This window comes from Streptomyces sp. NPDC090025 (genome assembly GCF_044748125.1).
GTDB lineage: Bacteria > Actinomycetota > Actinomycetes > Streptomycetales > Streptomycetaceae > Streptomyces.
The window spans coordinates 201,581-225,305 of the sequence record NZ_JBIVFL010000006.1; the positions used below are offsets into that span (position 1 = coordinate 201,581).

Below are 23,725 nucleotides of genomic sequence, written 5' to 3' on the forward strand. Positions count from 1 at the left end.
GCGCGGTATGTCCGGTCGTGTCAGGCTGGTCGAGGCCCAAGGGGCGGCACGCCCCGCATCCCTCACACCCTTCTAGGAGTGACTCTTCATGGGCATCAAGGACCAGTTCCAGGACAAGGCGCAGGAGCTCAAGGACAAGGCCCAGCAGGCGATGGGCAACGCGAAGGACGAAGCGTCCGAGCGTGCCTCGCAGGCCAAGGACCGCGCGCAGAAGAGCCAGGACACGGCTCAGGACGCGGCCCAGGACGCGGAGGACCGTTTCCGCGGCTGACTCTCCGCCGCACCGGCTCTCACGCAGTCGGCTCTGACGCCGTTCTGTGAGGAAGGCGCACCCGGGACGCCGGGTGCGCCTTCGCGTTTGTCTCGCCCCAGCTCTCTTTCCAACTCGTCGGATCGGCCTGTGGATAACCCGGTGCACGAAGTTGCGAAGTTACGTAGAGTGATGTTCATGGCCGCAACTGATCTCACCCACGCAGCTGACAACACACCCGTGTCCGGCTCCGCGTCCGCTCCCGAGTTCGTCCTGGAGCGGCTGCGTGCCGATCACGCGCCCGCCCTGCTCGCCTTCGAGCGGGAGAACCGGGCGTACTTCGCCGCCTCGGTGCCCGACCGGGGCGACGACTTCTTCGAGGAAGCCGGGTTCGCCGCCCGGCACCGGGCCCTGCTCGACGAGCAGGAGACCGGGACGATCCTCTTCCATGTGCTGGTCGCGGGCGACGGGGAGATAGTCGGGCGCTTCAATCTGATCGACGTCGCCGACGGCAGCGCCGAACTCGGCTACCGGGTCGCGGAGAAGGTCACCGGGCGTGGCCTCGCGACGGCGACGGTACGGGAGTTGTGCGTACGGGCCCGCGACGAGTACGGGCTGCGCCGGCTCACCGCCGGGACCACGGCGGAGAACAGCGCGTCCCGGGCGGTCCTCGCCCGGGTCGGCTTCGGCGCGGTCGGCAGTGTGCCGCTGCGGCTGGGGATATCCGGCATCGCCTACGAGCTGGACCTGGGCGGCAGCTTCGGGCGGGAGCGGTCCGGCACCTCCTCGTAGCCGGGCGGGCTCGCGGGCGGGTTCTCGGCCAGCAGGGCGACGGCCACGTGCACGGCGTCGTCGAGCTGGGCGTGGCGGCCCTCGGCCCAGTCGAGCGGGGTACGCAGGATCGAGAGGTCGGGCGCCACCCCGTGGTTCTCGATGGACCAGCCGTACTCGGGGAACCAGGCCGCGTTCATCGGGACGGTGATCTGGGTGCCGTCGCCGAGCCGGTGGCGGCCGGTCATGCCGACCACGCCGCCCCAGGTGCGCTGGCCGACGACGGGGCCGAGGCCGAGCAGTTTGAAGGCGGCGGTGATCATGTCGCCGTCGGAGGAGGTGGCCTCGTCGGCGAGGGCGACGACCGGGCCCCGGGGAGCGTTGGAGGCGTAACTGACCGGCTGGGCATTGCGGGTGAGGTCCCAGCCGAGGATCTTGCGGGTGAGTTTCTCTATCACCAGCTCGCTGATGTGGCCGCCGGCGTTGCCGCGGACGTCCACGATGAGGGCGGGGCGGGAGACCTCCATCCGCAGGTCGCGGTTGAACTGGGCCCAGCCGGAGCCGCCCATGTCGGGGATGTGGAGGTAGCCGCAGCGGCCGCCGCTCACCTCCCGGACGACGGCGCGGCGCTTGGCGACCCAGTCCTGGTAGCGCAGCGGGCGTTCGTCGACGAGCGGGACGACGGCGACGCGGCGGGAGCGGCCCTCGCCCTCGGCGGGGGTGAAGGTGAGTTCGACGGTGGTGCCGCCGGTGCCGGAGAGGAGGGGATAGGGGCCGGTGACGGGGTCGACGGGGCGGCCGTCGACATGGGTGAGGGCCGCGCCCTCACGGATGCCGGTGCCCGCGAGCGGCGAGCGGGCCTTGGAGTCGGAGGAGTCGCCGGGCAGGATCCGCTTGACCAGCCAGCGGCCGTCGCGGGGCACGAGGTTGGCGCCGAGCAGACCCTGGGCGCGCTGGTAGTGCGGCGGGCCCTCGTTGCGGCGGGCCGGGCTGACGTACGCGTGCGAGGTGCCGAGCTCGCCCATCACCTCGCGCAGCAGGTCGGCGAACTCGTCGGGTGAGGAGACGCGTTCGACGAGCGGGCGGTACTGGTCGAGCACGGCGGTCCAGTCGACGCCGCCGAGCTCCGGTTCCCAGAAGTAGGCGCGGACGATCCGGCCGGCCTCGTCGAACGACTGCCGCCACTCGGCGGCCGGGTCGACCTCGTGCACGATCCGCCGCAGGTCGAGGTAGACCGTCGAGTCGCCGTCGCCGGACTCGGTGGCGGGCACGGCCCGCAGTTCGCTCTCGTCGACCACGACGAGCCGGGAGCCGTCGCCGCTGACCGCGAACCAGTCGAGGTGGTCGACGAGTTCGGTCTTGCGGCCCTTGGTGATGTTGTAGTGCTCGAGCGTCGGACGGGGGGAGGGATCGGAAGGGTTGGCGAAGGTCTCGCCGAGAGCGCCGGAGATCGGCCAGCGCAGCCACACCAGGCCGCCGCCGGACACCGGCTGGAGCGCGGAGTACTTGGAGGCGGACACGGGGAAGGGCGTGACCCGTTCGGGAAGTCCCTCGATCTCGACGGTGACCGTGCCGTCGCCGGACCCCGCACCCTCGTCGTCGGGGTCCATCCCGCCGGCGGCGGGCCGTCCGTCGGGAAGCAGCGCGAAGGGGGAGGGGGTCGCGGAGGAGAGCGGTACGAGATAGGGGCGGCAGCCCAGCGGGAAGGACAGGTCGCCGGTGTGCACGTCGTACACCGGGTCGAAGCCCCGCCAGGAGAGGAAGGCGAGATAACGGCCGTCGCGGGTGAAGACCGGGTTCTCGTCCTCGAACCGCCCGTTGGTGACGTCGACGATGACGCGGGCTCCGGGGCCCGAGATCCGGGCCATCTTGATGGAGCGCAGGGAGCGGCCGATGCCGGGGTGGGACCAGGTGAGCCAGCTCCCGTCGGGGGAGAACGCGAGGTCGCGGACGGGGCCGTTGACGGAGCGGATGAGCTCGGTGACCTGGGCGGGGGACGGGTCGGTGCCGGCGGGCTGGCTTGGGGCGGTGCCCGGTTCCGTGCCGGACTCTGTGCTGGTGCTGGTGCTGGTGCTGGTGCTGGTGCTGGTGCTGGTGCCGGTGCCCGGGCCCGGGCCCGGGCCCGTACCTGCGCCCGTATCCCCGCCCGCACCCGTACCCACACCCGCGCCCGTCTCCGACGCGGCGGCCGACCCGCCCCGCGGTGTCGGCTCCGGCTCCGTCAAGGGCTCGGGTGGTTCCTCCTCGGTGGTGTCGATGAGGAGGAGGCGGCCGTCGCTGCAGGCGATGGCGAGGCGTTCGCCGTCCGGGTCGGAGACCAGTTCCTCGACGCGGCCGAGTTCGCCGGAGGCGAGGCGGCGCGGGGGGCGGTCGCCGGTGGCGCGGGGGAGGTAGGCGATCTCGATCGCGTCCTCGCCCTCGGCGTCGGTGACGTAGGCGACCTGGCCGCCGCTGCCGAGCATCTCGGGGAGCCGGACGCGGACCCCCGGGGTGTCGGCGATGGTGCGGGCGGGGCCGTCGCGGTGGGTGAGCCAGTACAGGCTGCCGCGTACCGAGACGGCGCTGGCCCGGCCGGTCTCGTCGACGGACAGCGCGTCCACGTGCTGGGCGGCGGGCACCTGGTAGGGGCGGCGGCCGGTGCGGGGGCCGCCGAGGCGGATGTCGAGGCGGCGCGGCCGGGAGTCGGCGGTCAGCTGGTCGACGATCCACAGTTCGCCCGCGCATTGGTAGACCACCCGGTGCCCGTCGCTGGAGGCGTTGCGGGCGTAGAACTCGTCGTGATCGGTGTGGCGGCGCAGATCGGTGCCGTCCGGGAGACAGGAGTAGAGATTGCCGATGCCCTCGTGATCGGAGAGGAAGGCCACGCGGAAGGCGTCACCGCCGCCCGCACCCCCCGCGCCGCCCTCGCCCTCCGGGGCGGTGACGAACATGGGCGCGTCCAGGTGGCCGCCGATGTCCGGGAGCAGGCGGCGGCCGTGCAGCCAGAGGCGTCCCATGGCGCCGCCCCGGTAGCGCTTCCAGGAGGCGGGTTCGTGCGGTGGGGTGCCGGTGAGCAGCAGGGTGCGCCGGGAGGTCTCCTCGTCGGCCTCGGGCGTGGCGAGGTCGGCGACGGCGATGTCGGTGACCGGGCCCCAGGGCATCCGGCCGCCGGGGGAGCCGTCCGTGGGCACGGTGTAGGCCCAGGAGAAGTACGAGAACGGCTGGCCGTGCGAGGAGACGGCGAGGATGTCGCAGTGGCCGTCCTTGTCGGGCGGTGACCAGCCGCAGACCCGGGTGTCGGATGAGCCCCAGTAGGTGAGCCGCCGGGAGGGCCCGCCGTCCACCGGGGCGAGGTGGATCTCCGGGTCGAGGCTGCGCCAGCTCGTATAGGCGATCCGGCGGCCGTCCGGGGAGAAGCGCGGATGGCCGACGCGGGTCCGGTCGGCGGTCAGCCGCCAGGCGCGGCCCGGGCGGTGGCCCTCGGGGACGAGCGGGGCGACCCAGAGGTCGTCCTCGGCCGCGAAGCACAGCAGCTCGCCGTTCAGGTGCGGGAAGCGGAGATACGCGTGGTCGTCACTCACCTCCTCATGCTTTCCGCGCGGAGGGGGTGCGGCAACTCGTATGGGGGCGCGGATGCGTGTGCGGACGTGATCACGGACGGGGAAGGCGGGCGCGACGGCAGCCGTGGGTGAGGGCCGACGGGGGTGCGGGGCGACGGGGTTGCGAGGGTGTGGCCCAGGACACGTACGAAACGGTTTCGTTTCGCTAGGGCCGGGGGTATCGTCATGGTGTACGAAACAGTTTCGTTCGCTCGTCGGACCAGGATCGACCGGGAACAGGAGACGGCATGGCCAGCAGGCTCACCCCCGAACGGGAGGCCGAGCTGTACGAAGCCGTGCTCGACCTGCTCCGCGAGGTCGGCTACGACGCCCTCACCATGGACGCCGTCGCCGCCCGCACCCGGTCCAGCAAGGCCACCCTCTACCGCCAGTGGGGGAGCAAGCCGGAGCTCGTCGCCAAGGCGCTGCGCCACAACAAGCCGGTCTCGCTCGCCGAGATCGACACCGGCAGCCTGCGTGGTGACTTCCACGCGATGCTGCTGCGGACCGACGACTGCCAGATGGAGAAGGACTCCGCGCTGATGCGGGGCCTGGCCCATGCCGTCCACAACAACCCCGAACTGCTCCAGGCACTCCGCGAGCTGCTCATCGAACCCGAGATGACCGGCCTCCAGGAAGTGCTGAACCGAGCCGTCCGGAGGGGCGAGATCGACGCCGAGAACCCGGCGTTGAAGTTCGTCGCCCACATGCTGATCGGAGCGTTCATCGCCCGCCCGCTGATCGAGGACCAGCCGGTGGATCACGACTTCCTCAGCGCCTATGTCGACGCCGTGATGCTCCCCTCACTCGGCGCCTGACCGGCACCCACCCACCACCCACCGGGCCTCGTACCCCCGCGCGCCCCTGCGCGGATCCCGAAGCCCGCGGTGCCGCGACACCTCGGTGCGCGGTACCTCAGTACCTCGATTCCGCATACCCGCAGACCCGCAGTTCCTGACGTCGCACCGCTCACGCCGTCGGGCCGGCTCCCCATGCCCTGTCCCACTGACCAATGGGAGTACGCCCCCGTGGCCACGTTCCTGTACAAGCTCGGCCGGTCCGCCTTCCGGCGCCGACGGCTCGTCGCCCTGCTCTGGGTGGCGCTCCTCGCGCTCGCCGGAGTCGGCGCCGCCACCGCCCCCACCGCGACCTCCAGTTCCTTCTCGATCCCCGGCACCGAGGCCCAGCGCGCCTTCGACCTGCTCGAAGAGCGCTTCCCCGGCGGCAGCGCCGACGGCGCCACCGCCCGCGTGGTCTTCAAGGCCCCGGCCGGCCAGTCCATGAAGGACCCGGAGAACAAGGCCAAGGTCGAGAAGACCGTCGCCTCGCTGAAGTCCGGCTCCGACCAGATCGCCCGGGTCACCGACCCGTACACCGGTCAGGCCGTCTCCCAGGACGGTTCCACCGCCTATGTCTCCGTGGCCTACAAGGTCAACGGGATGGAGCTGACCGACGAGACCCGTGACGCGCTCAAGGCGACCGGCGAGGCCGCCCAGGGCCAGGGGCTGACCGTCGAGATCGGCGGCGACGCGCTCCAGAGCATGCCGGAGACCGGCGCGGGCGAGATCGTCGGCGTGATCATCGCGGGCATCGTGCTCGTCATCACCTTCGGTTCCCTGGTGGCCGCGGGGCTGCCGCTGCTCACCGCGATCATCGGTGTCGGCATCGGTGTCTCGACCATCACCGCGCTCGCCAGCGTCCTGGACCTCGGCTCCACCACCTCCACCCTCGCGATGATGATCGGCCTCGCGGTCGGCATCGACTACGCCCTCTTCATCGTCTCCCGCTACCGCGCGGAGCTCGCCGAGGGCCGCGCCAAGGAGGAGGCCGCGGGCCGCGCCGTCGGCACCGCCGGTTCGGCCGTCGTCTTCGCCGGTCTGACCGTGGTCATCGCGCTCGTCGGCCTCGCCGTCGTCAACATCCCGATGCTCACCAAGATGGGCTTCGCGGCGGCCGGCACGGTCGTGATCGCCGTCCTCATCGCACTCACCCTGATCCCCGCGCTCCTCGGCTTCGCCGGTGACAAGGTCGTCGGCCGCAAGCAGCGCAAGGCCGCCAAGGCCGATGCCGCGGCGGACGCGAGCGAGACCGGCACCGGCAACGGCGGCAAGGCCGGTGCCAAGGCCACCGCCAAGGTCAACGCGGGTACCCGCTGGGCCCGGTTCGTGCTGCGCCGCCCGCTGATGGTGCTGCTCGTCGGCGTCATCGGCCTCGGCGCCATCGCCGTACCCGCCGCCTCCCTGGAGATGGGCCTGCCGGACGACGGCGTGAAGCCCACCTCCGCCACCGAGCGCCGCGCCTACGACCTGCTGTCCGACGGCTTCGGCCCCGGCTTCAACGGTCCGCTGCTCGTCGTCGTCGACGGCGACAAGGCGGTCGCCGACAAGACCGTCGAGACCATCAAGGGCCTCAAGGGCTGGGCCGCGGTCACCCCGGCCACGCCCAACAAGGCCGGCGACGCGGCGATGATCACGGTCGTCCCGAAGGACCGCCCGTCCTCCGTGCAGACCGAGAACCTGGTCCACGACATCCGCGGCGCCACCGGCGACGAGGTCCTCGTCACCGGCGCCACGGCGATGAACATCGACTTCTCGCAGAAGATGAACGACGCCCTGCTGCCCTACCTGGCCCTGGTCGTCGGACTCGCCTTCCTGCTCCTCATGGTGGTGTTCCGCTCGATCCTGGTGCCCCTGAAGGCGGCCCTCGGCTTCCTGCTCTCCGTCGTCGCCGCCCTCGGCGCGGTCGTCGCGGTCTTCCAGTGGGGCTGGCTCGGCAGCCTGTTCGGGGTCGAGCAGACCGGCCCGATCATGTCGATGATGCCGATCTTCATGGTCGGCGTGGTCTTCGGTCTCGCCATGGACTACGAGGTCTTCCTCGTGACCCGGATGCGCGAGGCGTACGTCCACGGGGCGCGCCCCGGCGAGGCGATCGTCGAGGGCTTCAAGCACGGCGCCCGGGTGGTCTCCGCCGCCGCGGTGATCATGATCGCGGTGTTCTCGGGCTTCATCGGCTCCAGCGAGCAGATGGTGAAGATGATCGGCTTCGGTCTCGCCGTCGCCGTCCTCTTCGACGCCTTCGTGGTCCGCATGGCGATCGTCCCGGCCGTGCTCGCGCTGCTCGGCCACAAGGCGTGGTGGCTGCCGAAGTGGCTTGGCCGGGTGCTGCCCAACGTCGACGTCGAGGGCGAGGGCCTGGCGGCGCTCGACAAGAAGGACGCCGACGACGACACCGACGGCAGGGGCCCCAAGGGCCCGGACGGCGACCGCGAACTCGTCACCGTCTGAAGCGACCTGCCCGACCTGCCCGACCTCGTGCCGCTTTGACCGCAGCCGCTTGACCTGAGCGGCACGACCTACCCGAGACGTCCGGCCCGACCCGAGTGGTCGGGGCGGACCCGGACCCCGGGGCCCACCGCGTGAGCGGGCGGTGCGCCCCGGACCGCGGCGGAACCTGTGGGGACGGGGAGCCGGCGCGGCCCGTACGCCGTCAGCGTGCCGATACCGGCGCGCCGACGGCGTACGTGTGCTTGAGGAAGCGCAGCAGCGCCGTGGTGTCGAACTGCACGACCGCCACCCCGTCGTCCGTGTGGAACTCCACCACCGTCTGCACCCGCCCGCACGGCCACACGCCTATGTCGCCGCGGCGGGCCGGGGCGCGCAGCCCGGTCTCCAGGAGGGCGCGCGGGAACGACCACTCGATGTTGCCGGGGAAGACGAAGCGCACGGTGGCGGGCTGGAAGTCCGGATCGAAGCGCAGGGCCACCGGTACCGGCCGTGAGAGCGGGGCGTCGCTGATGATCCGGCCCTTGGCGTGGTCCTCGACGTGAAGGTCACGGTTGTGGTCACGATCGTGGTCAGGGGCATGGCCATCGGCGGCGCGGGGCATCGGGCGGCTCCTCACACTTATTCGTACTTATTAGTCCCTAATGTCCCATTATTTGGCGGCGTGCGCCCGGTCAGGGACGGGCTCCTCTCACCACTCCTGACCTCTCAGCGCTCTTGCAAACAGTTCGCAGGAGGGCTCTATCATGCGGGCGTGCATGTACCTGACGGATTCATCAACGCCCCCGTATCGGCCGCCGCCGGTGTCGTCGCCGCCGGCGCCGTCGCCGTCAGCCTGCGCGGTGCCCGCAAGGAGCTCGGGGGCACCTCCCGCGCCGAAGGCCACGGGGGAGAAAGGACCGCGCCGCTCGCGGGCCTCGTCGCGGCCTTCATCTTCGCCGTGCAGATGCTCAACTTCCCGGTCGCGGCCGGGACCAGCGGCCACCTCCTGGGCGGCGCGCTCGCGGCGATACTCGTCGGCCCCTACACCGGCGTGCTCTGCATAGCCGTCGTCCTGCTCATGCAGGGCGTCCTCTTCGCCGACGGCGGCCTGACCGCGCTCGGCGTCAACATCACCGTCATGGGCGTGGTGACCGTCGTCGTCGCGTACGCCCTCTTCCGCGGCCTGGTCCTCGTCCTGCCCCGCACCCGGCGCTCGGTCACCATCGCGTCCTTCGCCGCCGCGCTCGTCTCCGTACCGGCCGCCGCCACCGTCTTCACCGTGATCTACGCGATCGGCGGCACCACCGACGTCCCCGTCGGCAAGGTGCTCACCGCCATGGTCGGCGTGCACGTCCTCATCGGCATCGGCGAGGCGGTCATCACCATGCTGACCGTCGGCGCGGTCATCGCCGTCCGCCCCGACCTCGTGTACGGCGCCCGCGGCCTCACCGCGCCGCTCAAGCTCCGCGTGGACGGCGAACTCGTCGACGCGGCCCCCGTGGCTCCCGCCCCGGCCCCGGCGGCAGCCCGTACCGGCTCTAAGGGCTCCGGCACCTCCCGCGCCTCCGCCAGGAAGCTGTGGATCGCCGGACTCGGCACCGCGCTCGTCCTCGCCGGATTCGTCTCCTTCTACGCCTCCGCCAGCCCGGACGGCCTGGAGAAGGTCGCCGCCGACAAGGGCATCGACGCCAAGGTCGAGCCGCACGCCGCCGCCGACTCCCCGCTCGCCGACTACGGCGTCAAGGACATCTCCGACGCCCGTCTGTCCGGCGGCCTCGCCGGGGTCATCGGCGTGACCGCGACGCTGGCCGTCGGCTCCGGCGCGTTCTGGGCGGTGCGCCGCCGCCGTGACAGCGCGGCGGCGGCCACCGGTTCCGGCTCCGGTTCCGGCTCCAGCCCCAACTCCGCGGAAACGGTCTGACATGGGTGCGGGGCACGCGCACAAGCTGTACCGGCGGGCGGCGTCGCCGGTGCACGCGCTGCCCCCGCACACCAAGCTCGCCGCCGTCTTCGGCTTCGTCGTCGTGGTCGTCGCCACGCCCCGCGAGGCGGTCTGGGCGTTCGGCGGGTACGCCGTGCTGCTCGGCGCGGTCGCCGTACGCGCGCGCGTACCGGCCGGATTCGTCCTGCGCAGGCTGCTGATCGAGATCCCGTTCGTGGCGTTCGCGGTGCTCATGCCGTTCGTCGTGCCCGGCGAGCGGACCACCGTCCTCGGCGTCTCGCTCTCCGTCCCCGGCCTCTGGGGCGCCTGGAACGTCCTCGCCAAGGGCACCCTCGGCGTCGCCGCCTCCGTGCTGCTCGCCGCCACCACCGAACTGCGCGAACTGCTCCTCGGCCTCCAGCGGCTGAAACTCCCGCCGCTCCTGGTCCAGATCGCCTCCTTCATGATCCGCTACGGCGACGTGATCACCGACGAGATGCGGCGGATGTCGATCGCCCGCCGCTCGCGCGGGTTCGAGGCCCGTGGCGTACGGCACTGGGGCGTCCTCGCGAAGTCCGCGGGGGCCCTCTTCATCCGCTCGTACGAGCGCGGCGAGCGCGTGCACCTCGCCATGGTCAGCCGCGGCTACACCGGCACGATGCCGGTCATCGACGAGGTGACCGCGACCCCGGCGCAGTGGCGGCAGGCCGCCGCGCTGCCGCTCGCCGCCCTTCTCATCTGCCTTCTCGGATGGACGCTATGACCGCGATGACCACGACCCCGCACCCCTCTCCGGCCGACGACCCCGCGCCCGCCTCCCTCGACGTGCGCGGCCTCGCGTACGCCTACCCGGACGGCCACCAGGCGCTCTTCGGCGTGAACCTCACCGTCGGCCGCGGCGAGCGGGTCGCGCTGCTCGGCCCCAACGGCGCCGGCAAGACCACCCTGGTGCTGCACCTCAACGGCATCCTGACCGGGGGCGCGGGCGGCGTGAGCGTCGCCGGGCTGCCGGTCGGCAAGAAGCACCTCGCCGAGATCAGGCGCCGGGTCGGCATCGTCTTCCAGGACCCCGACGACCAGCTGTTCATGCCCACCGTCCGCGAGGACGTGGCCTTCGGCCCGGCGGCGGCCGGGGTGAAGGGCGCCGAGCTGGAGGCCGTCGTCCGGCGGGCCCTGGAGCGGGTCGGCATGGCGGAGTTCGCCGACCGTCCGCCGCACCACCTGTCCTTCGGGCAGCGCCGCCGGGTCGCGGTGGCGACCGTGCTCGCGATGGAGCCCGAGATCCTCGTCCTCGACGAGCCCTCGTCCAACCTCGACCCGGCCTCCCGCCGTGAGCTGGCGGACATCCTGCGCTCGCTGGACGTCACCGTCCTGATGGTCACCCACGACCTGCCGTACGCCCTGGAGCTCTGCCCGCGCGCGGTGATCCTCAGCGAGGGCGTGATCGCGGCGGACGGGCCGACGGCGGAGATCCTCGCCGACGCGGAACTGATGGCCCGGCACCGCCTGGAGCTGCCGTTCGGCTTCGTGCCGGGCGCGGCGGCCTGACGCCTCCCTCCCGGCCGGTGGTCCCCGGATCTTGGATCCGAGATCCCGGACCTTGGATCCGAGACCTTGGATCCGAGACCTTGGATCCGAGATCCGAGATCCGAGATCCGAGATCCGAGATCTTGGATCCGGGATCCAAGGACCCCGGAATCGGCGGGCCGCCGCCCCCGTTGCACCATGAGGGGCGATCGGTACGAGCCGACCGCGGTGACGAGGCAATCGGTACGAGAGGGAGTGTGGGTCCGGTGGACGTCCGGGGCACGGTGGCGGCGGGTTTCGAGCCGGTCAGGGACGCGTTCCTGCGCAACTTCGAGCAGCGCGGGGAGCGCGGCGCGGCGGTCGCGGTCTACCGGGACGGCAGCAAGGTGGTCGACCTGTGGGCGGGCGCCCGGGACGCCGACCATGGCTCTGCGGGCCCCGAGGGCTCCGAGGCCCCTGACGGCTCTGCGGGCTCCGGCAACGGCGTGCCGTGGGCCGTGGACACCGCGCAGGTGGTGCGCTCGGCCACGAAGGGCGTCGCCGCCGCCGTACCGCTGCTGCTGCACCAGCGCGGGCTGCTCGACCTGGACGCTCCGGTGGCCACGTACTGGCCGGAGTTCAAGGCGGCGGGCAAGGAGCGGGTGACCGTACGGCAGCTGCTCGCGCACCGCGCGGGCGTGCCGGTGCTCGACCGGCCGCTGACCCTCGCCGAGGCGGTCGACCTGCCGACGGCGACGGCCGCGATAGCCGCCCAGGCGCCGTTCTGGGAGCCGGGCACCGCGCACGGCTACCACGCGCACACCTTCAGCTGGCTGCTGTCCGGGCTCGTGCACCGGGTGACCGGGCGGACGATCGGCACCTGGGTCGCCGAGGAGATCGCCCGGCCGCTCGGGCTCGACCTGTGGATCGGGCTGCCGGAGGCGGAGGCGCACCGGGTCGGGCGGCTCGGCCCGGTCGAGGAGATCGAGCCCGCCGACAGCCCGGCGCTGCGGCTGCGGCCCAAGCCGGCGGTGACGGTGGCCTATCAGGACCCCGGGTCGCTGACCCGGCGGGCGTTCGCGGTGATCGAGCCGCGCCCCGACGAGAACGATCCGGTGTACCGGGCGGCCGAGCTGCCCGCTTCGGCGGGGGTCGCGACCGCCCGGGCGCTGGCCCGCTTCTACGCGGCGACGCTCGGCCCGGTGGACGGCGGGCCGCGCCTGTTCGCGCCCGCGACCCTCACCCTCGCCAGGACCGAGGAGTCGGCCGGGCCCGACCGGGTCCTGGTCGTCGGCACCCGCTTCGGCCTCGGCCACATGCTGCACGGCCCGGCGTCCCCGCTGCTCGGCCCCGGCTCCTTCGGGCACCCGGGCCGGGGCGGCTCGCTCGGCTTCGCCGACCCCGACACGGGCATCGCCTTCGGCTACGTCACCAACGGGATGCGCAAGACGGTCACCGCGGACCCGCGCGCCCAGTCCCTGGTCCGGGCGGTGCGGGCCGCGCTGGCGTGACGCCGGGCGGGTGACCGCCGGTACCGCCCGGGGTCAGCGGGCCGTCCAGAACTGGTCGGCCCAGCCCTCGCACGGGTACTGGAAGACCCGGCTGCCGTTCTCGAAGCCCTGCGCGACCAGGCACATGCCGCTGTTGACGTTCTTCAGCTGGAACTTGTCGGGGTTTCCGGCGGCCGGGACCTTCTTCCAGAGCTGGTCGGCCCAGGGCCCGCACTCGTACTGCTCGGCGCCGGTCCCGTTCTCCATCCCGCGCACGATCAGGCACTTGCCGCTGTTGGCGTTCTTCAGCCGGTAGCCGCCGCCCTGGGGCCGGTCGAGGTAGGTCGTGTCGAACACCCACCGCTGGTCGGCCCAGGGGCCGCACTCGTACTGCTCGGCGCCGGTCCCGTTCTCCATCCCGCGCACCAGCAGGCAGTGCCCGCTGTTGGCGTTCGTGACGCTGAACTCCGACTCCGCGGCCCCGGCGGCCCCGCCCGCGGCGACGACGGTGGTGACGGCGAGCGCGGCGGTGGCCAGCGCGGAGCCGACGATGCGCGACCTGATCATGGATCCCCCTCGGTTCACGACAGCAAGATGATCTTGATGTCCCGATCAGGACCATAGGGGGCGAGGGTCGGACAACGGAACCCAGTTCAGGATGTGAGGGGACACCCTCCGGTTCCGGCGCGGTCGTGCGGTCAGGGGGCGGGCGGTCAGGGGCGGGCGGTCAGGGGGCGGGCGGTCAGGGGGCGGGCGGTCAGGGGGCGGGCGGTCACGCCGGGGCGAGCCGACTCGTGAACCCGGCGGAGCGCAGCCGCTCGTAGGCGTCCGTGACGTCGGCGGGGACGGGCAGCTCGATCATGAAGCCCCGCTCGGGGTAGACCATGAGTCGTTGAACGGCTCCGACCAGCATGTCCAGGACGAGTTTCGGGTCCCCGATCGACTCCGCGTAGGCGTCGAGCGACATCGGGGAGGACGCGCAGAGGAACTCCACCCCCGGCCACGCGCGCCGGGCCGTGGCGTACGCCCTGCGTTCCTCGTACGGCTTGCTGATCAGCAGCGCGGACGAGACGTCCACGCCGTGCTCGGTGAGCAGGGCCCGGGTGAAGGCGATGTTCTCGCCGGTGTTGCGCGCCCGCGGCTCGACCAGCACGGCCGAGGCAGGGACACCGGACGCCAGTGCCCGCTCGCGGTAGTGCTCGGCCTCGCCGCGCGGCATCCGGTCGACGGTGGTGCGGCTGGTGGCCCCGGTGAAGACGATCAGGGGGATCAGACCGCGCCGGTAGAGGCCGACGGTCACGTCGGCCACGCCGAGGTCGTGACTGCCGAGCCCGATGCCCACCGAGCACGCGCGCGGGGCGTGCCCCATCCGCTGGAAGTCCCAGAGCAGTTGGGCGTCGGCCCGGTGCGGGGCGGGGATCACTCCGTGCCTCCGGTGGCGCTGTCGGGAACCTGGAACTCGTACGTCCACGAGAAGCGGGTCGCCGCGTGGACGCCGATCGCGAACTCGACGACGGTGCCGTCGGCCGTGCACGTCGTCCGGTACAGCTCCACCACCCACTCCCCGGGAGCCAGTTGGAGTCGTGCACCCTCCTCGGTGGTGGCTGCCCTGGCGTGCAGCTCCTCGCGCATGTGGTCGATCTCGTACCCCGCCTCGTACAGCACGCGGAACCCGCCACCTCGGCCGGCGGGGCCGGGGGCCGGGTCCACGAGCCGCGTTCCCTCGACGTGTTCGGGCAGGTAGTAGCTGGTCAGGGAGTGTGTCGGCTGAGTGCCTTCGCGCACGAGGCGGGCTCGCGCGTACACCTCCGTGCCCTCGGCGATCCCGAGCGCCGCCGCCACGACGGCGGATGCCGGTACGCGCTCGACCGTCTGGGTCTGCTCGCCGCGTCGGTAGGTGCGTCCGGAGGCGACGCGATCGGCGATGAAGGCGACTTCGTCGCCGTCTCGCCACTTCGCCTTGTCGTAGCGGGTGATCCCTAGTCGCTTGAGAGGGTGCCGCTGTCGTACGACGGTGCCGTGTCCGCGTGAGGAGCTGACAAGGCCCTCCGCCTCCAGGGCCTTGTAGGCGGCGTGCACCGTCGACTTCGATCCTTCGCCCGCTTCGACGAGTTCCCGGATGTGCGGGAGCCGTTCACCGGGTGCGTAGGCGCCGCTCCGGATGCGCTCGGCCAGCCGGTCGGCCAGCTCGCGCCACTTGGGTGTCACACGGGCTCCTCTCGCCGCCTGCTCGCGGACCGGTGGGGCATCTCCGATCGGCAGGGGGTGGGGAAGGTCGTCTGGGCCGAACTGCGCGGGGTCGCGGTCGGTGAGGGAGGGGGAAGGGTCGGTCAGCTCGCGTAGAGCATCAGGCCGATGCCCACCACCATCAGGCCCGCCGCCGCGACGCGGGGGCCGCCGAAGCGTTCCTTGAAGAGGAGGGCGCCGATGGCCGCGCCGACGATGATCGAGGATTCGCGGAGGGCGGCGATCGGGGCGAGCGGGGCCTTGGTCTGGGCCCAGAGGACGAGGGCGTAGGCCAGGACCGACATGGCGGCGGCCAGCAGGCCGCGGGCCGCGTACGGGCGGAGTTGGGGGAGGAGGTCGGAGCGCAGGCGGTAGGCCGCGTACGCCGGGATGGCGAGGCCCTCCACCAGCATCAGCCAGGCGATGTAGCCGAGCGGGGTGCCCGAGGCGCGGACGCCGATGCCGTCGACGACCGTGTACGCGGCGATCGACAGGCCCGTCGCGCCCGCCGCGAGCAGGGCCGGCCAGTGCGGCTTGGCGCCCTTGCCGCGGATGCCCCACAGGGCGAGGCCCGTCAGGCCCGCCGAGGCGATGGCCACGCCCGTGAGCTGGCCCGCGTCCGGGATCTCGCCGACGAACACGGCGGCGAGCAGCGTCACCACGAGCGGCGCCGTGCCGCGGGCGATCGGATACATCTGGCCGAAGTCGCCCAGCGCGAACGACTTCATCAACAGGATGTAGTACGCCACGTGCAGCAGCGCCGAGGTGATCAGGTACGGCCAGGCCGCCGCGTCCGGCACCGGCGTGAAGCAGGCGCCGACCGCGCCGATCAGCAGACCGCCGCCGGATATCAGGGTGAAGGAGATCAGCTGGTCCGTGATGCGCGCGGCGATCGCGTTCCAGGTCGCGTGCGTCACCGCGGCGAGCAGCACCGCGACGGCCACCAGAGGGGTCACGCCGTACGCTCCCTGACGTCCACGAGCACGCCGCCCGCCTGCGCGATCAGCGTCGCCGGGTCCAGCGCGAACACCGTGTGCGGGTCGCCCGCCGCCGCCCACACCACCGCGTGGCCGAGCAGCCCCCGGTCCGCGAGCACCCGCGTCGCCGTGCGGTGCCCGAACGGCGGGACGCCGCCGATCGCGTACCCCGTCGTCTCCCGGACCACCCGCGCGTCGGCGCGCGTCACCTCGCCCGCGCCCAGCTCACGCCGTACCGACTCCACGTCCACCCGCGAGGAACCGTCCATCAGGACCAGGACCGGCACCCCGTCCGCCGCGAACACCAGCGACTTCACGATCTCCGCGACCTGGCAGCCGATGGCCTGCGCGGCCTGCTGCGCGGTGCGGGTCTCGTCGGGGAAGCGGCGGACCTCCACGTCGAGGCCCCGCTCGCGCAGGGCCTCCGCGAAGAGGGGGTGGGCGAGTTCGTACGACGTCGTCATGCGCGCACGCTAGCGGGTCGATGTAAACGCCACACGAACTTCCGGGTGGAGGGCCCACCGGGTGTCCGGTCGCGGTCGGTCCGCGGTCAGTCCGCGTTCAGGACCGACGCCACGATCGGGCCCGCCGCCGTCGCCCCGTGGCCCGCGCCCTCCACGAAGGCCGCCGCCGCCAGGTCGTCCGCGAAGCCCGTGAACCACGAGTCCGACGTCGCCTGCCCGTCGACCTCCGCCGAACCCGTCTTCGCGCCCTTGTCCCCGCGCACCGAGGCCATCGCGCCGGTCGCCGTGCCGTAGCCCGCCGTCGCCGTCGTCCGCATCATGTCGCGCAGCTGGCGCGCCACCGAGGCGGGCAGCTTGCGCTCGGCCTCCGCGAACTGGCGGTCGTCGACATCGGCCGCGACCAGGTACGGCTGCCGGAACACGCCCTCCTTCGCGGTCGCCGTGATCGACGCCATGTTCAGCGGGTTCATCTGGACCGTGCCCTGACCGATGTACTGCGCCGCCGCCTCGCCGCCGGTCTCCGCCGGGATCGAACCGTCGACGGACCGGATCCCGGTCTTCCAGTCGAGGCCGATGCCGAAGACCTCCTTGGCCTCCTTGCCGAGGGCGGCGTCGTCCTTGACGTCGTCGATCTTCTTGATGAAGGCGGTGTTGCAGGAGCGGGCGAAACTCTCCTTGAAGGGCGCGTTGTTCAGCGAGAAGCCCTCCAGGTTCCGGATCGTCCGGCCGTAGTACAGCGCGCTCGGCGGGCACTCGGCGGCCTGGTCCGGCTTGACCAGGCCCTTCTCCAGGAGGAGCGCCGCCGTCACGATCTTCAGCGTGGAGCCGGGCATCTTCTTGCCCTCGAACGCGGCGTTGAAGCCGTTCGCCGGGCTGTTCGCGACCGCCCGCACGGCGCCCGTCGACGGCTGGACCGCGACCACCGACGCCGAGCCGAACCGCTTCACCGCCCGCTCGGCCGTCGCCTGCACATCGGCGTCGATCGTCGTCCGGACCTTGCCCGCCTCGCCCTTGGCGAGGGTGAGGAGCGTGGTGTCGGGCACGCCCTCCTTGCCCGCGTCGACGACGACCTCGACGCCCGGCTTGCCGCCCGCCGTCGCGCCGTACCGCTCGCGCAGCTGGGCGAGGACCGGGCCGAGCGAGGGGTACGTCTCCGCCGTCAGGACCCGGCCCTTGCGGTCCAGGGCCTCGATCTCACCGGTCTTCGCGCCGCCCGTGCGGAGCGAGGCGCCGACGGTCAGCTTCGGGTGCACCACGGTCGGCGTCCAGCCCACCAGCGGCCGGCCGGTGGTCTGCCCGCGCACCACGGTGAGCCGCGAGGTGTACGTCCAGGGCTTGGTGACCCCCTGGTACGTGACGGTCGCCTCGACCGTGAACGGCACCGTGGTGCCGGTCGCCGGGCCCGGGGTGATCGTGGCCCGCGACACCTTGGCCTCCTCGCGGAAACCGAGCAGCGCGGGGCTCGCGTTCACCGGGTCGGTGGTGAGCTGGGCGGCCCGGTCGGCCTCGCCCGCGGCCCAGGCGGCCAGGAAGTCCTTCGAGGTCGCGGTCACCTCCTCGGCGGTGACGGGCCCGGACTTCTTGGCGGCGGAGTCGCTCGTGCTGTTGGCGCCGGTGGACGAACCTCCGGTGACGCCCGTCCAGAGGTTGTAGCCCCCGTATCCGATGCCGCTCGCGACGACGACGAAAACGCCGCCGATGATGCCGACCTTGACTCCACTGCGCATGACCGCGGTCCCTCCCCCAGGTGTGGTGCCCCTGAGGCAGCGTAAGCGTCAGGCGTGAACGGGGGGACGGTTGTGACCGGATAGCGATCGGAAAGCGACCTGGGGGGCCGGTTTTCTTGGCCCGGGGGCCCGGGGAGGGCCGGGGGCCGGGGGAGTGGCGCTGGCCCTCCCCCCCCGGGGCCCCGGGTCAGCCGCAGAAGGGGATCGTGCCGATGTTCCTGGCGTACCGTGCCGCGATCCAGCCGCGGCCGTTCGCGAGCTTGTACCAGAGGTCGTTGCCGTTGACGTTCTCGCCCTTCACCTTGCAACTGATGCGCACGATGGTGTCGGTGGCGACGGTGCCGGTGACGGTGTGACGGCGGTGGGGGCCGCTGTGGACGGGGAGCCGGTCGCGGGAGACGATCCGGGCCTTGTGGACGTTGTCGGTGCAGTTGGTTCCGCAGGTGCCGGGGTCGCCCTTGGGGCCGGTCGGCCCCTTGGGGCCAGTAGGGCCGGTAGGGCCGGTGGGTCCAGCCGGTCCGGTGGAGCCTGTCTGGCCCTTGGGGCCGGACGTGCCGGTCGGGCCGGTGGGGCCTGTGGGGCCTGTTGTTCCTGTGTCGCCGGTCGGTCCGGTGGTACCTGCGGGACCCGTCGGACCGGTCGCGCCCGCTGCGCCAGTGGCACCTGTGCTGCCTGTCGCTCCGGTGGCGCCCGCCGGGCCGGTGGGCCCCGTGGCTCCTGTTGCTCCTGCGGTGCCCGTTGGGCCAGTGGGCCCTGTGGCTCCGGTTGCTCCTGTGGCCCCGGTGGGGCCTGTTGCGCCAGCCGTACCCGTTGCGCCCGTAGGACCGGTCGCTCCGGTGACCCCGGCCGTACCCGTTGCGCCCGTAGGACCGGTCGCTCCGGTGACCCCGGCCGTGCCGGTGGCGCCCGTTGGTCCCGTCGCGCCGGTGGGTCCGGTGGCTCCCGTCGCGCCGGTGGGCCCGGTCGGGCCGGTGGTGCCCGTGGCACCCTCGGCTCCTGTGGCGCCCGTCGAACCCGTTGCTCCGGTCGTGCCTGCGCTTCCTGTGGGGCCTGTTGCGCCGGTCGGACCCGTGGCTCCCGTTGCCCCCTTCGCGCCAGCCTCTCCGTCAGCGCCGGTCGCTCCCGTAGCGCCGGTCGGTCCGGTCGGGCCCGTGGTCCCGGCGGATCCGTTCGCACCTGTGGCGCCGGTGGGACCCGTCGCCCCGGTCGGCCCCGTCGCGCCAACAGCGCCAGTTGCTCCCGTGGCCCCGGTAGCCCCGGTAGCCCCGGTAGCCCCGGTGGCTCCTGCCGCACCTGCGGCTCCGGTCGGGCCCGTCGCGCCGCTGGCGCCCGTTGCGCCGGTGGCTCCCGTCGGACCGGTCGCCCCGGCCGCGCCCGTGGCTCCGGTCGGTCCCGTCGCTCCAGTTGGGCCAGTGGCCCCGGCTGCCCCCGCCGTTCCGGTCGCGCCCGTGGCTCCTGCGGCCCCCGTTGCCCCTGTGGCTCCCGTTGGGCCAGTGGCCCCGGCTGCCCCGGTCGCCCCAGCAGCGCCCGTGGCTCCTGCCGCGCCTGTGGCCCCAGTTGCCCCCGTCGCGCCGCTGGCGCCCGTTGGCCCCGTGGCTCCGGTCGCTCCCGTCACCCCCGCCGCACCGGTAGGGCCCGTCGCCCCGGCCGCGCCCGTGGCCCCGGTGGCTCCAGCAGCTCCTGCCGCACCTGTGGCCCCCGCCGCACCGGTAGGACCCGTCGCCCCGGTCGGGCCAGTAGCCCCCGTCACCCCCGCCGCACCGGTCGCGCCCGTCGCTCCCGTCGCCCCCCGCACCGGCGTCACCACCGCGAACACCGCCGGCGACGCCGTGTACCCGTTCTCGAACACCCACCGCCCCTCCAGCGTCGTCCCCTCCGGCGCCGCCGCGTCGACCTTCAGGACGACCGCCAGGCGGGTCGTGGAGCTGGCAGGGAAGGTGTAGGCGCCGGTGGAGGGGCAGGTCAGGAGGGTGTTGTCGGTCGAGGCCGTGCAGGTGATCGAGCCCTGGGCGTCGTTCCAGTAGTAGCGGGACTCGGCGAAGGTCGTCTGGGTCGGGGCCGTGATCCGGAAGGCGTTGATCGACGCGGCGCCGGTGCCGTTGCGGGCCAGGAGGGTCGCGCGGCCCGTCGCGCCGGGGGCGATCGTCGGGACGTACGGCTGGCTGAAGGTGATGTTCGAGGCGTCGGCGAAAGCCAGTGGCGGCAGCGGCGTCAGGAGCGTGCCCGTGGCGAGGGCGGCGACCGTTGCCGCGCGCAGGTGCCTCGTACCGAATCGGTGGGGGGAGCGGGACATCGGCGGGGATCCCTTCGGACCGTCCTCGTCGGACGGGAACGGACGGGAGCCGGACCGGACGGACGGGCCGGCCGGAGGCGTGGGGTGGCAGAGCTCCCCGAAGGAACTCGTCCGACGAGATGATCAGATGTCCGACCCTCTCCGGTCCCCGCGCCACGCCCTCCGGTGCCCCGAACAACCCCGCGCGGAGCACCCCGAACCAGTTCGGAGCACTCCGCGCGGATCGGGCACGGAACCATTCGCCGGAATGACCGGATCATCAGGACCATCAGGATCATCCGGATCGTCGCCGAAAAGCGACCGCCGCGACTGTTTTTCCTTACACCCAGGTGTCCAGCCACATCCGATTCCGCCAGGCGTCGATGGGAATCGCCTGCCCGGTGTACAGCGGCCAGAAGTAAATGAAATTCCAGACGATGAGCAGCACCAGCACGCCCGCCGCCACCGCACCGAATGTGCGCCGTCTCTCCGAGGATCCGGCCGGGCCCACCATCGCCCCCAGCATCATCGCCACCGCGAGACACAGGAACGGGACGAACACCACCGCGTAGAAAAGGAAAATGGTGCGTTCCTGGTAGAGGAACCAGGGCGCCCAGCCCGCCGCGATGCCGCACGCGATCGCGCCCGCCCGCCAGTCGCGGCGGAACACCCAGCGCCACAGCACGTACAGGATCGCGAAGCAGGCCGCCCACCACAGGAGCGGGGTGCCGAGGGCCAGCACCTCCTGGGCGCACTTCTCCTTGGCGTCGGCCGGGCAGCCCGCGGTGCCGGGGGACGGGGACTCGTAGAAGTACGAGACCGGGCGGCCCAGGACGATCCAGCTCCACGGGTTCGACTCGTAGGTGTGCGGGGTGCTCAGGCCGACGTGGAACTTGTAGACCTCGGTCTCGTAGTGCCACAGGCTGCGCAGCCACTCCGGCAGCCAGCTCCAGGTGCCGCCGCCGGTCACCCGGTCCTGCTCGGCCGCCCAGTGCCGGAAGTAGCCGCGGTCGGTGAGGATCCAGCCGGTCCAGCTCGCCACATAGGTGGCGACGGCCACCGGGACCACCGACACGAACGCCGGGATCAGATCGCGCCGGGCGACCGTCGCGTACGGGCGGACCGCACCGGCCATCCGCCGCGCGGCGACGTCCCACAGGACGGCCATCAGACCGAACGCGGCCATGATGTAGAGGCCGTTCCACTTGGTGCCGGCGGCCAGGCCGAGCATCACGCCCGCCGCGAGCCGCCACGGCCGCCAGCCGAGGCCGAGGGTCGCCGCGACGGCGGCGTCCGGCCGCAGCAGCGGCTTCCCGCCGGGCCCGGTCTCGCCGTCCGGGTCCGTCGGCAGCCCCGCGATCAGCCGGGCCCGCGCCCGGTCCCGGTCGACGACCAGGCAGCCGAAGGCGGCGAGCACGAAGAACATCAGCACCTGGTCGAGCAGCGCGGTGCGGCTCATCACGAAGTGCAGGCCGTCGACGGCGAGCAGCAGGCCCGCCAGGCAGCCGAGGAAGGTGGAGCGGAACAGGCGGCGGCCGATCCGGCACAGCATCAGCACCGACAGGGTGCCGAGCAGCGCCACCATGAAGCGCCAGCCGAACGGCTCGAAGCCGAAGAGCTTCTCGCCGATGCCGATGATCCACTTGCCGACCGGCGGGTGCACCACATAGCCGGGGTCGGTCGGCACGAGCACCGAACCCGGATCGGTCAGGATCGACTTGTCGATGTCCTTCGGCCAGGCGCCCTCGTAGCCCTGGTTGATCAGCGCCCAGGAGTCCTTGGCGTAGTACGTCTCGTCGAATATCACCGCGTGCGGTTTGCCGAGGTTCCAGAACCGCAGCACGCCCGCGAGCAGCGCGACGAGCAGCGGGCCGGTCCAGGCGGCGGCCCGCCACAGCCGTTCGGCGAGGTGCGGCGGGACGCCGAGCAGCGACCACACCCGCGGCGAGGGCCGGGTGTACGGCGGGTCGAGCCGTTCCCGCAGGCCGACGGCGAGCGGATCGACGGCGCGGCGGCCGAAGGCACGGCCGGTGCCACGGCCCGGGCGGTAGCCGAAGTGGCGCAGTCTGCGCTCCCAGGAGGAGGGCGGCGCGGGCTCTGCCACGGTCGGTGCCACGGGGTGCGGACCCTCCAGGGCCTCGGGTGCGGTACTGGTCACCGCGCCATCGTAGGGAACGCTCCTGTGCGCGTCGCCCGTCCGGGCCGGGTCCGGGCCTGGGCAGGGGCCGGGTGGGGGCCAGGCAGGGGCTGGGTACGGGCTCGGCTCCGGGCTCGGCTCCGGGCCCGCGTCCGACCCCGCCCGGTCCGGGTCCGGGCCGGGTCCGGTCCGGGTCCGGGCTGGGTGGAGCACCGGCCGGGCTGCGAGGATGACCCTTGTGACAGGAACGCTGGTACTCGCAGGGACCCCCATCGGCGACATCGCGGACGCCCCGCCGCGGCTCGCCACCGAGCTGCAGAACGCGGACATCGTGGCCGCCGAGGACACCCGCCGACTGCGCGGGCTGACCCGCGCGCTCGGTGTGCACACCTCGGGCCGGGTGGTGTCCTACTTCGAGGGCAACGAGGCCGCCCGCACCCCCGAGCTCGTCGAGGCGCTGGCCGGCGGGGCGCGGGTGCTGTTGGTCACCGACGCGGGCATGCCGTCGGTGTCCGACCCCGGCTACCGGCTGGTCGCCGCCGCCGTCGAGCAGGACATCAAGGTGACCGCGGTGCCGGGCCCGTCCGCCGTGCTCACCGCGCTCGCGCTGTCCGGGCTTCCGGTGGACCGCTTCTGCTTCGAGGGCTTCCTGCCCCGCAAGGCCGGCGAGCGGCTGAACCGGCTGCGCGAGGTCGCCGCCGAGCGCCGCACCCTCGTCTACTTCGAGGCCCCGCACCGCCTCGACGACACCCTCGACGCGATGACCGAGGCGTTCGGCGCCGAGCGCCGCGCCGCCGTCTGCCGGGAGCTGACCAAGACGTACGAGGAGGTCAAGCGCGGGCCGCTGGGCGAGCTCGCCGCGTGGGCGAAGGAAGGGGTACGGGGCGAGATCACCGTCGTCGTCGAGGGCGCCCCGGAGACCGGGCCCGCCGAGCTCGACGCCGAGGAGCTGGTGCGCCGGGTGCGGGTGCGCGAGGAGGCGGGGGAGCGCCGCAAGGAGGCCATCGCGGCGGTCGCGGCCGACGCGGGCCTGCCCAAGCGGGAGGTGTTCGATGCCGTCGTCGCGGCAAAGAACGCGGCCGCGCCGGGCCCCGGAAACGGTAAAGGGCTAATCTGAAAGGCAAAGCGGAAACCGCACGGCGG

The 23,725-nt window shown here is 72.9% G+C and carries 19 protein-coding genes; 9 read left to right on the forward strand and 10 right to left on the reverse strand.

Annotated elements, in window-relative coordinates:
• Nucleotides 1-88 precede the first annotated feature (88 nt).
• On the forward strand, nucleotides 89-271 hold the full coding sequence (locus tag ACIPXM_RS17075; RefSeq protein WP_401655875.1) for a hypothetical protein: 183 nt from the start codon (nucleotides 89-91) through the stop codon (nucleotides 269-271).
• A gap of 177 nt (nucleotides 272-448) precedes the next feature.
• A complete protein-coding gene (locus ACIPXM_RS17080; RefSeq protein WP_401655877.1) occupies nucleotides 449-1,042 on the forward strand; it encodes a GNAT family N-acetyltransferase in 594 nt (197 codons plus the stop codon).
• On the opposite strand, the gene ACIPXM_RS17085 is transcribed toward ACIPXM_RS17080, so the two are convergent.
• Nucleotides 985-4,581: a S41 family peptidase gene (locus tag ACIPXM_RS17085; RefSeq protein WP_401655879.1), complete on the reverse strand. Its 3,597-nt coding sequence runs from the start codon at nucleotides 4,579-4,581 to the stop codon at nucleotides 985-987. The genes ACIPXM_RS17080 and ACIPXM_RS17085 overlap by 58 nt on opposite strands.
• A gap of 266 nt (nucleotides 4,582-4,847) precedes the next feature.
• Here ACIPXM_RS17085 and ACIPXM_RS17090 point away from each other — a divergent pair, with 266 nt between their 5' ends.
• Entirely contained in the window at nucleotides 4,848-5,417 is a 570-nt protein-coding gene (locus ACIPXM_RS17090) for a TetR/AcrR family transcriptional regulator (protein ID WP_401655881.1), read from the forward strand.
• Between the two features lie 210 nt (nucleotides 5,418-5,627).
• On the forward strand, nucleotides 5,628-7,883 hold the full coding sequence (locus ACIPXM_RS17095; protein WP_401655884.1) for an MMPL family transporter: 2,256 nt from the start codon (nucleotides 5,628-5,630) through the stop codon (nucleotides 7,881-7,883).
• A 202-nt stretch (nucleotides 7,884-8,085) separates the two neighbouring features.
• Here the strand turns inward: ACIPXM_RS17095 and ACIPXM_RS17100 are convergent, their stop codons facing one another.
• Nucleotides 8,086-8,484 (reverse strand): SsgA family sporulation/cell division regulator, encoded by a 399-nt coding sequence (locus ACIPXM_RS17100; RefSeq protein WP_401655886.1) that lies wholly within the window; start codon nucleotides 8,482-8,484, stop codon nucleotides 8,086-8,088.
• Between the two features lie 150 nt (nucleotides 8,485-8,634).
• Between ACIPXM_RS17100 and ACIPXM_RS17105 the strand changes: the two genes are divergently transcribed.
• The 4 genes from ACIPXM_RS17105 to ACIPXM_RS17120 all read left to right on the forward strand — a co-directional run bounded on the left by ACIPXM_RS17105 (nucleotide 8,635) and on the right by ACIPXM_RS17120 (nucleotide 12,800).
• The gene (locus ACIPXM_RS17105) at nucleotides 8,635-9,783 is read left to right on the forward strand and encodes an energy-coupling factor ABC transporter permease (protein ID WP_401655888.1); all 1,149 of its coding nucleotides are present in this window, start codon (nucleotides 8,635-8,637) and stop codon (nucleotides 9,781-9,783) included.
• Between the two features lies 1 nt (nucleotide 9,784).
• A complete protein-coding gene (cbiQ, locus tag ACIPXM_RS17110) occupies nucleotides 9,785-10,546 on the forward strand; it encodes a cobalt ECF transporter T component CbiQ (RefSeq protein ID WP_401655890.1) in 762 nt (253 codons plus the stop codon).
• A 5-nt stretch (nucleotides 10,547-10,551) separates the two neighbouring features.
• Nucleotides 10,552-11,331 (forward strand): energy-coupling factor ABC transporter ATP-binding protein, encoded by a 780-nt coding sequence (locus ACIPXM_RS17115; RefSeq protein ID WP_401656186.1) that lies wholly within the window; start codon nucleotides 10,552-10,554, stop codon nucleotides 11,329-11,331.
• A gap of 245 nt (nucleotides 11,332-11,576) precedes the next feature.
• Nucleotides 11,577-12,800 (forward strand): serine hydrolase domain-containing protein, encoded by a 1,224-nt coding sequence (locus ACIPXM_RS17120; RefSeq protein ID WP_401655892.1) that lies wholly within the window; start codon nucleotides 11,577-11,579, stop codon nucleotides 12,798-12,800.
• A 33-nt stretch (nucleotides 12,801-12,833) separates the two neighbouring features.
• On the opposite strand, the gene ACIPXM_RS17125 is transcribed toward ACIPXM_RS17120, so the two are convergent.
• The 8 genes from ACIPXM_RS17125 to ACIPXM_RS17160 all read right to left on the reverse strand — a co-directional run bounded on the left by ACIPXM_RS17125 (nucleotide 12,834) and on the right by ACIPXM_RS17160 (nucleotide 22,603).
• A complete protein-coding gene (locus ACIPXM_RS17125; protein ID WP_401655894.1) occupies nucleotides 12,834-13,346 on the reverse strand; it encodes an RICIN domain-containing protein in 513 nt (170 codons plus the stop codon).
• A 205-nt stretch (nucleotides 13,347-13,551) separates the two neighbouring features.
• Nucleotides 13,552-14,148, reverse strand: a complete 597-nt coding sequence (locus tag ACIPXM_RS17130) for a YdcF family protein (RefSeq protein ID WP_401656188.1) — start codon at nucleotides 14,146-14,148, stop codon at nucleotides 13,552-13,554.
• A gap of 50 nt (nucleotides 14,149-14,198) precedes the next feature.
• Nucleotides 14,199-14,987, reverse strand: coding sequence for a GntR family transcriptional regulator (locus ACIPXM_RS17135; protein WP_401655896.1), 789 nt, complete (start codon nucleotides 14,985-14,987; stop codon nucleotides 14,199-14,201).
• Nucleotides 14,988-15,109: 122 nt separating this feature from the next.
• Nucleotides 15,110-15,961, reverse strand: a complete 852-nt coding sequence (locus ACIPXM_RS17140; RefSeq protein ID WP_401655898.1) for an EamA family transporter — start codon at nucleotides 15,959-15,961, stop codon at nucleotides 15,110-15,112.
• Nucleotides 15,958-16,446, reverse strand: coding sequence for a YbaK/EbsC family protein (locus ACIPXM_RS17145; protein WP_401655900.1), 489 nt, complete (start codon nucleotides 16,444-16,446; stop codon nucleotides 15,958-15,960). The genes ACIPXM_RS17140 and ACIPXM_RS17145 overlap by 4 nt, the downstream gene beginning before the upstream one ends.
• Before the next feature lie 86 nt (nucleotides 16,447-16,532).
• Nucleotides 16,533-18,173 carry a penicillin-binding transpeptidase domain-containing protein gene (locus ACIPXM_RS17150; protein ID WP_401655902.1) on the reverse strand — a complete coding sequence of 547 codons (1,641 nt, stop codon included), beginning with the start codon at nucleotides 18,171-18,173 and terminating at the stop codon, nucleotides 16,533-16,535.
• Between the two features lie 187 nt (nucleotides 18,174-18,360).
• Complete coding sequence (locus ACIPXM_RS17155; protein WP_401655904.1) at nucleotides 18,361-18,492, reverse strand: hypothetical protein; 132 nt, start codon at nucleotides 18,490-18,492, stop codon at nucleotides 18,361-18,363.
• Nucleotides 18,493-20,785: 2,293 nt separating this feature from the next.
• Nucleotides 20,786-22,603 (reverse strand): dolichyl-phosphate-mannose--protein mannosyltransferase, encoded by a 1,818-nt coding sequence (locus ACIPXM_RS17160; RefSeq protein WP_401655906.1) that lies wholly within the window; start codon nucleotides 22,601-22,603, stop codon nucleotides 20,786-20,788.
• Nucleotides 22,604-22,811: 208 nt separating this feature from the next.
• Here ACIPXM_RS17160 and rsmI point away from each other — a divergent pair, with 208 nt between their 5' ends.
• Nucleotides 22,812-23,699, forward strand: coding sequence for a 16S rRNA (cytidine(1402)-2'-O)-methyltransferase (gene rsmI, locus ACIPXM_RS17165; protein ID WP_401655908.1), 888 nt, complete (start codon nucleotides 22,812-22,814; stop codon nucleotides 23,697-23,699).
• Nucleotides 23,700-23,725: the final 26 nt, after the last annotated feature.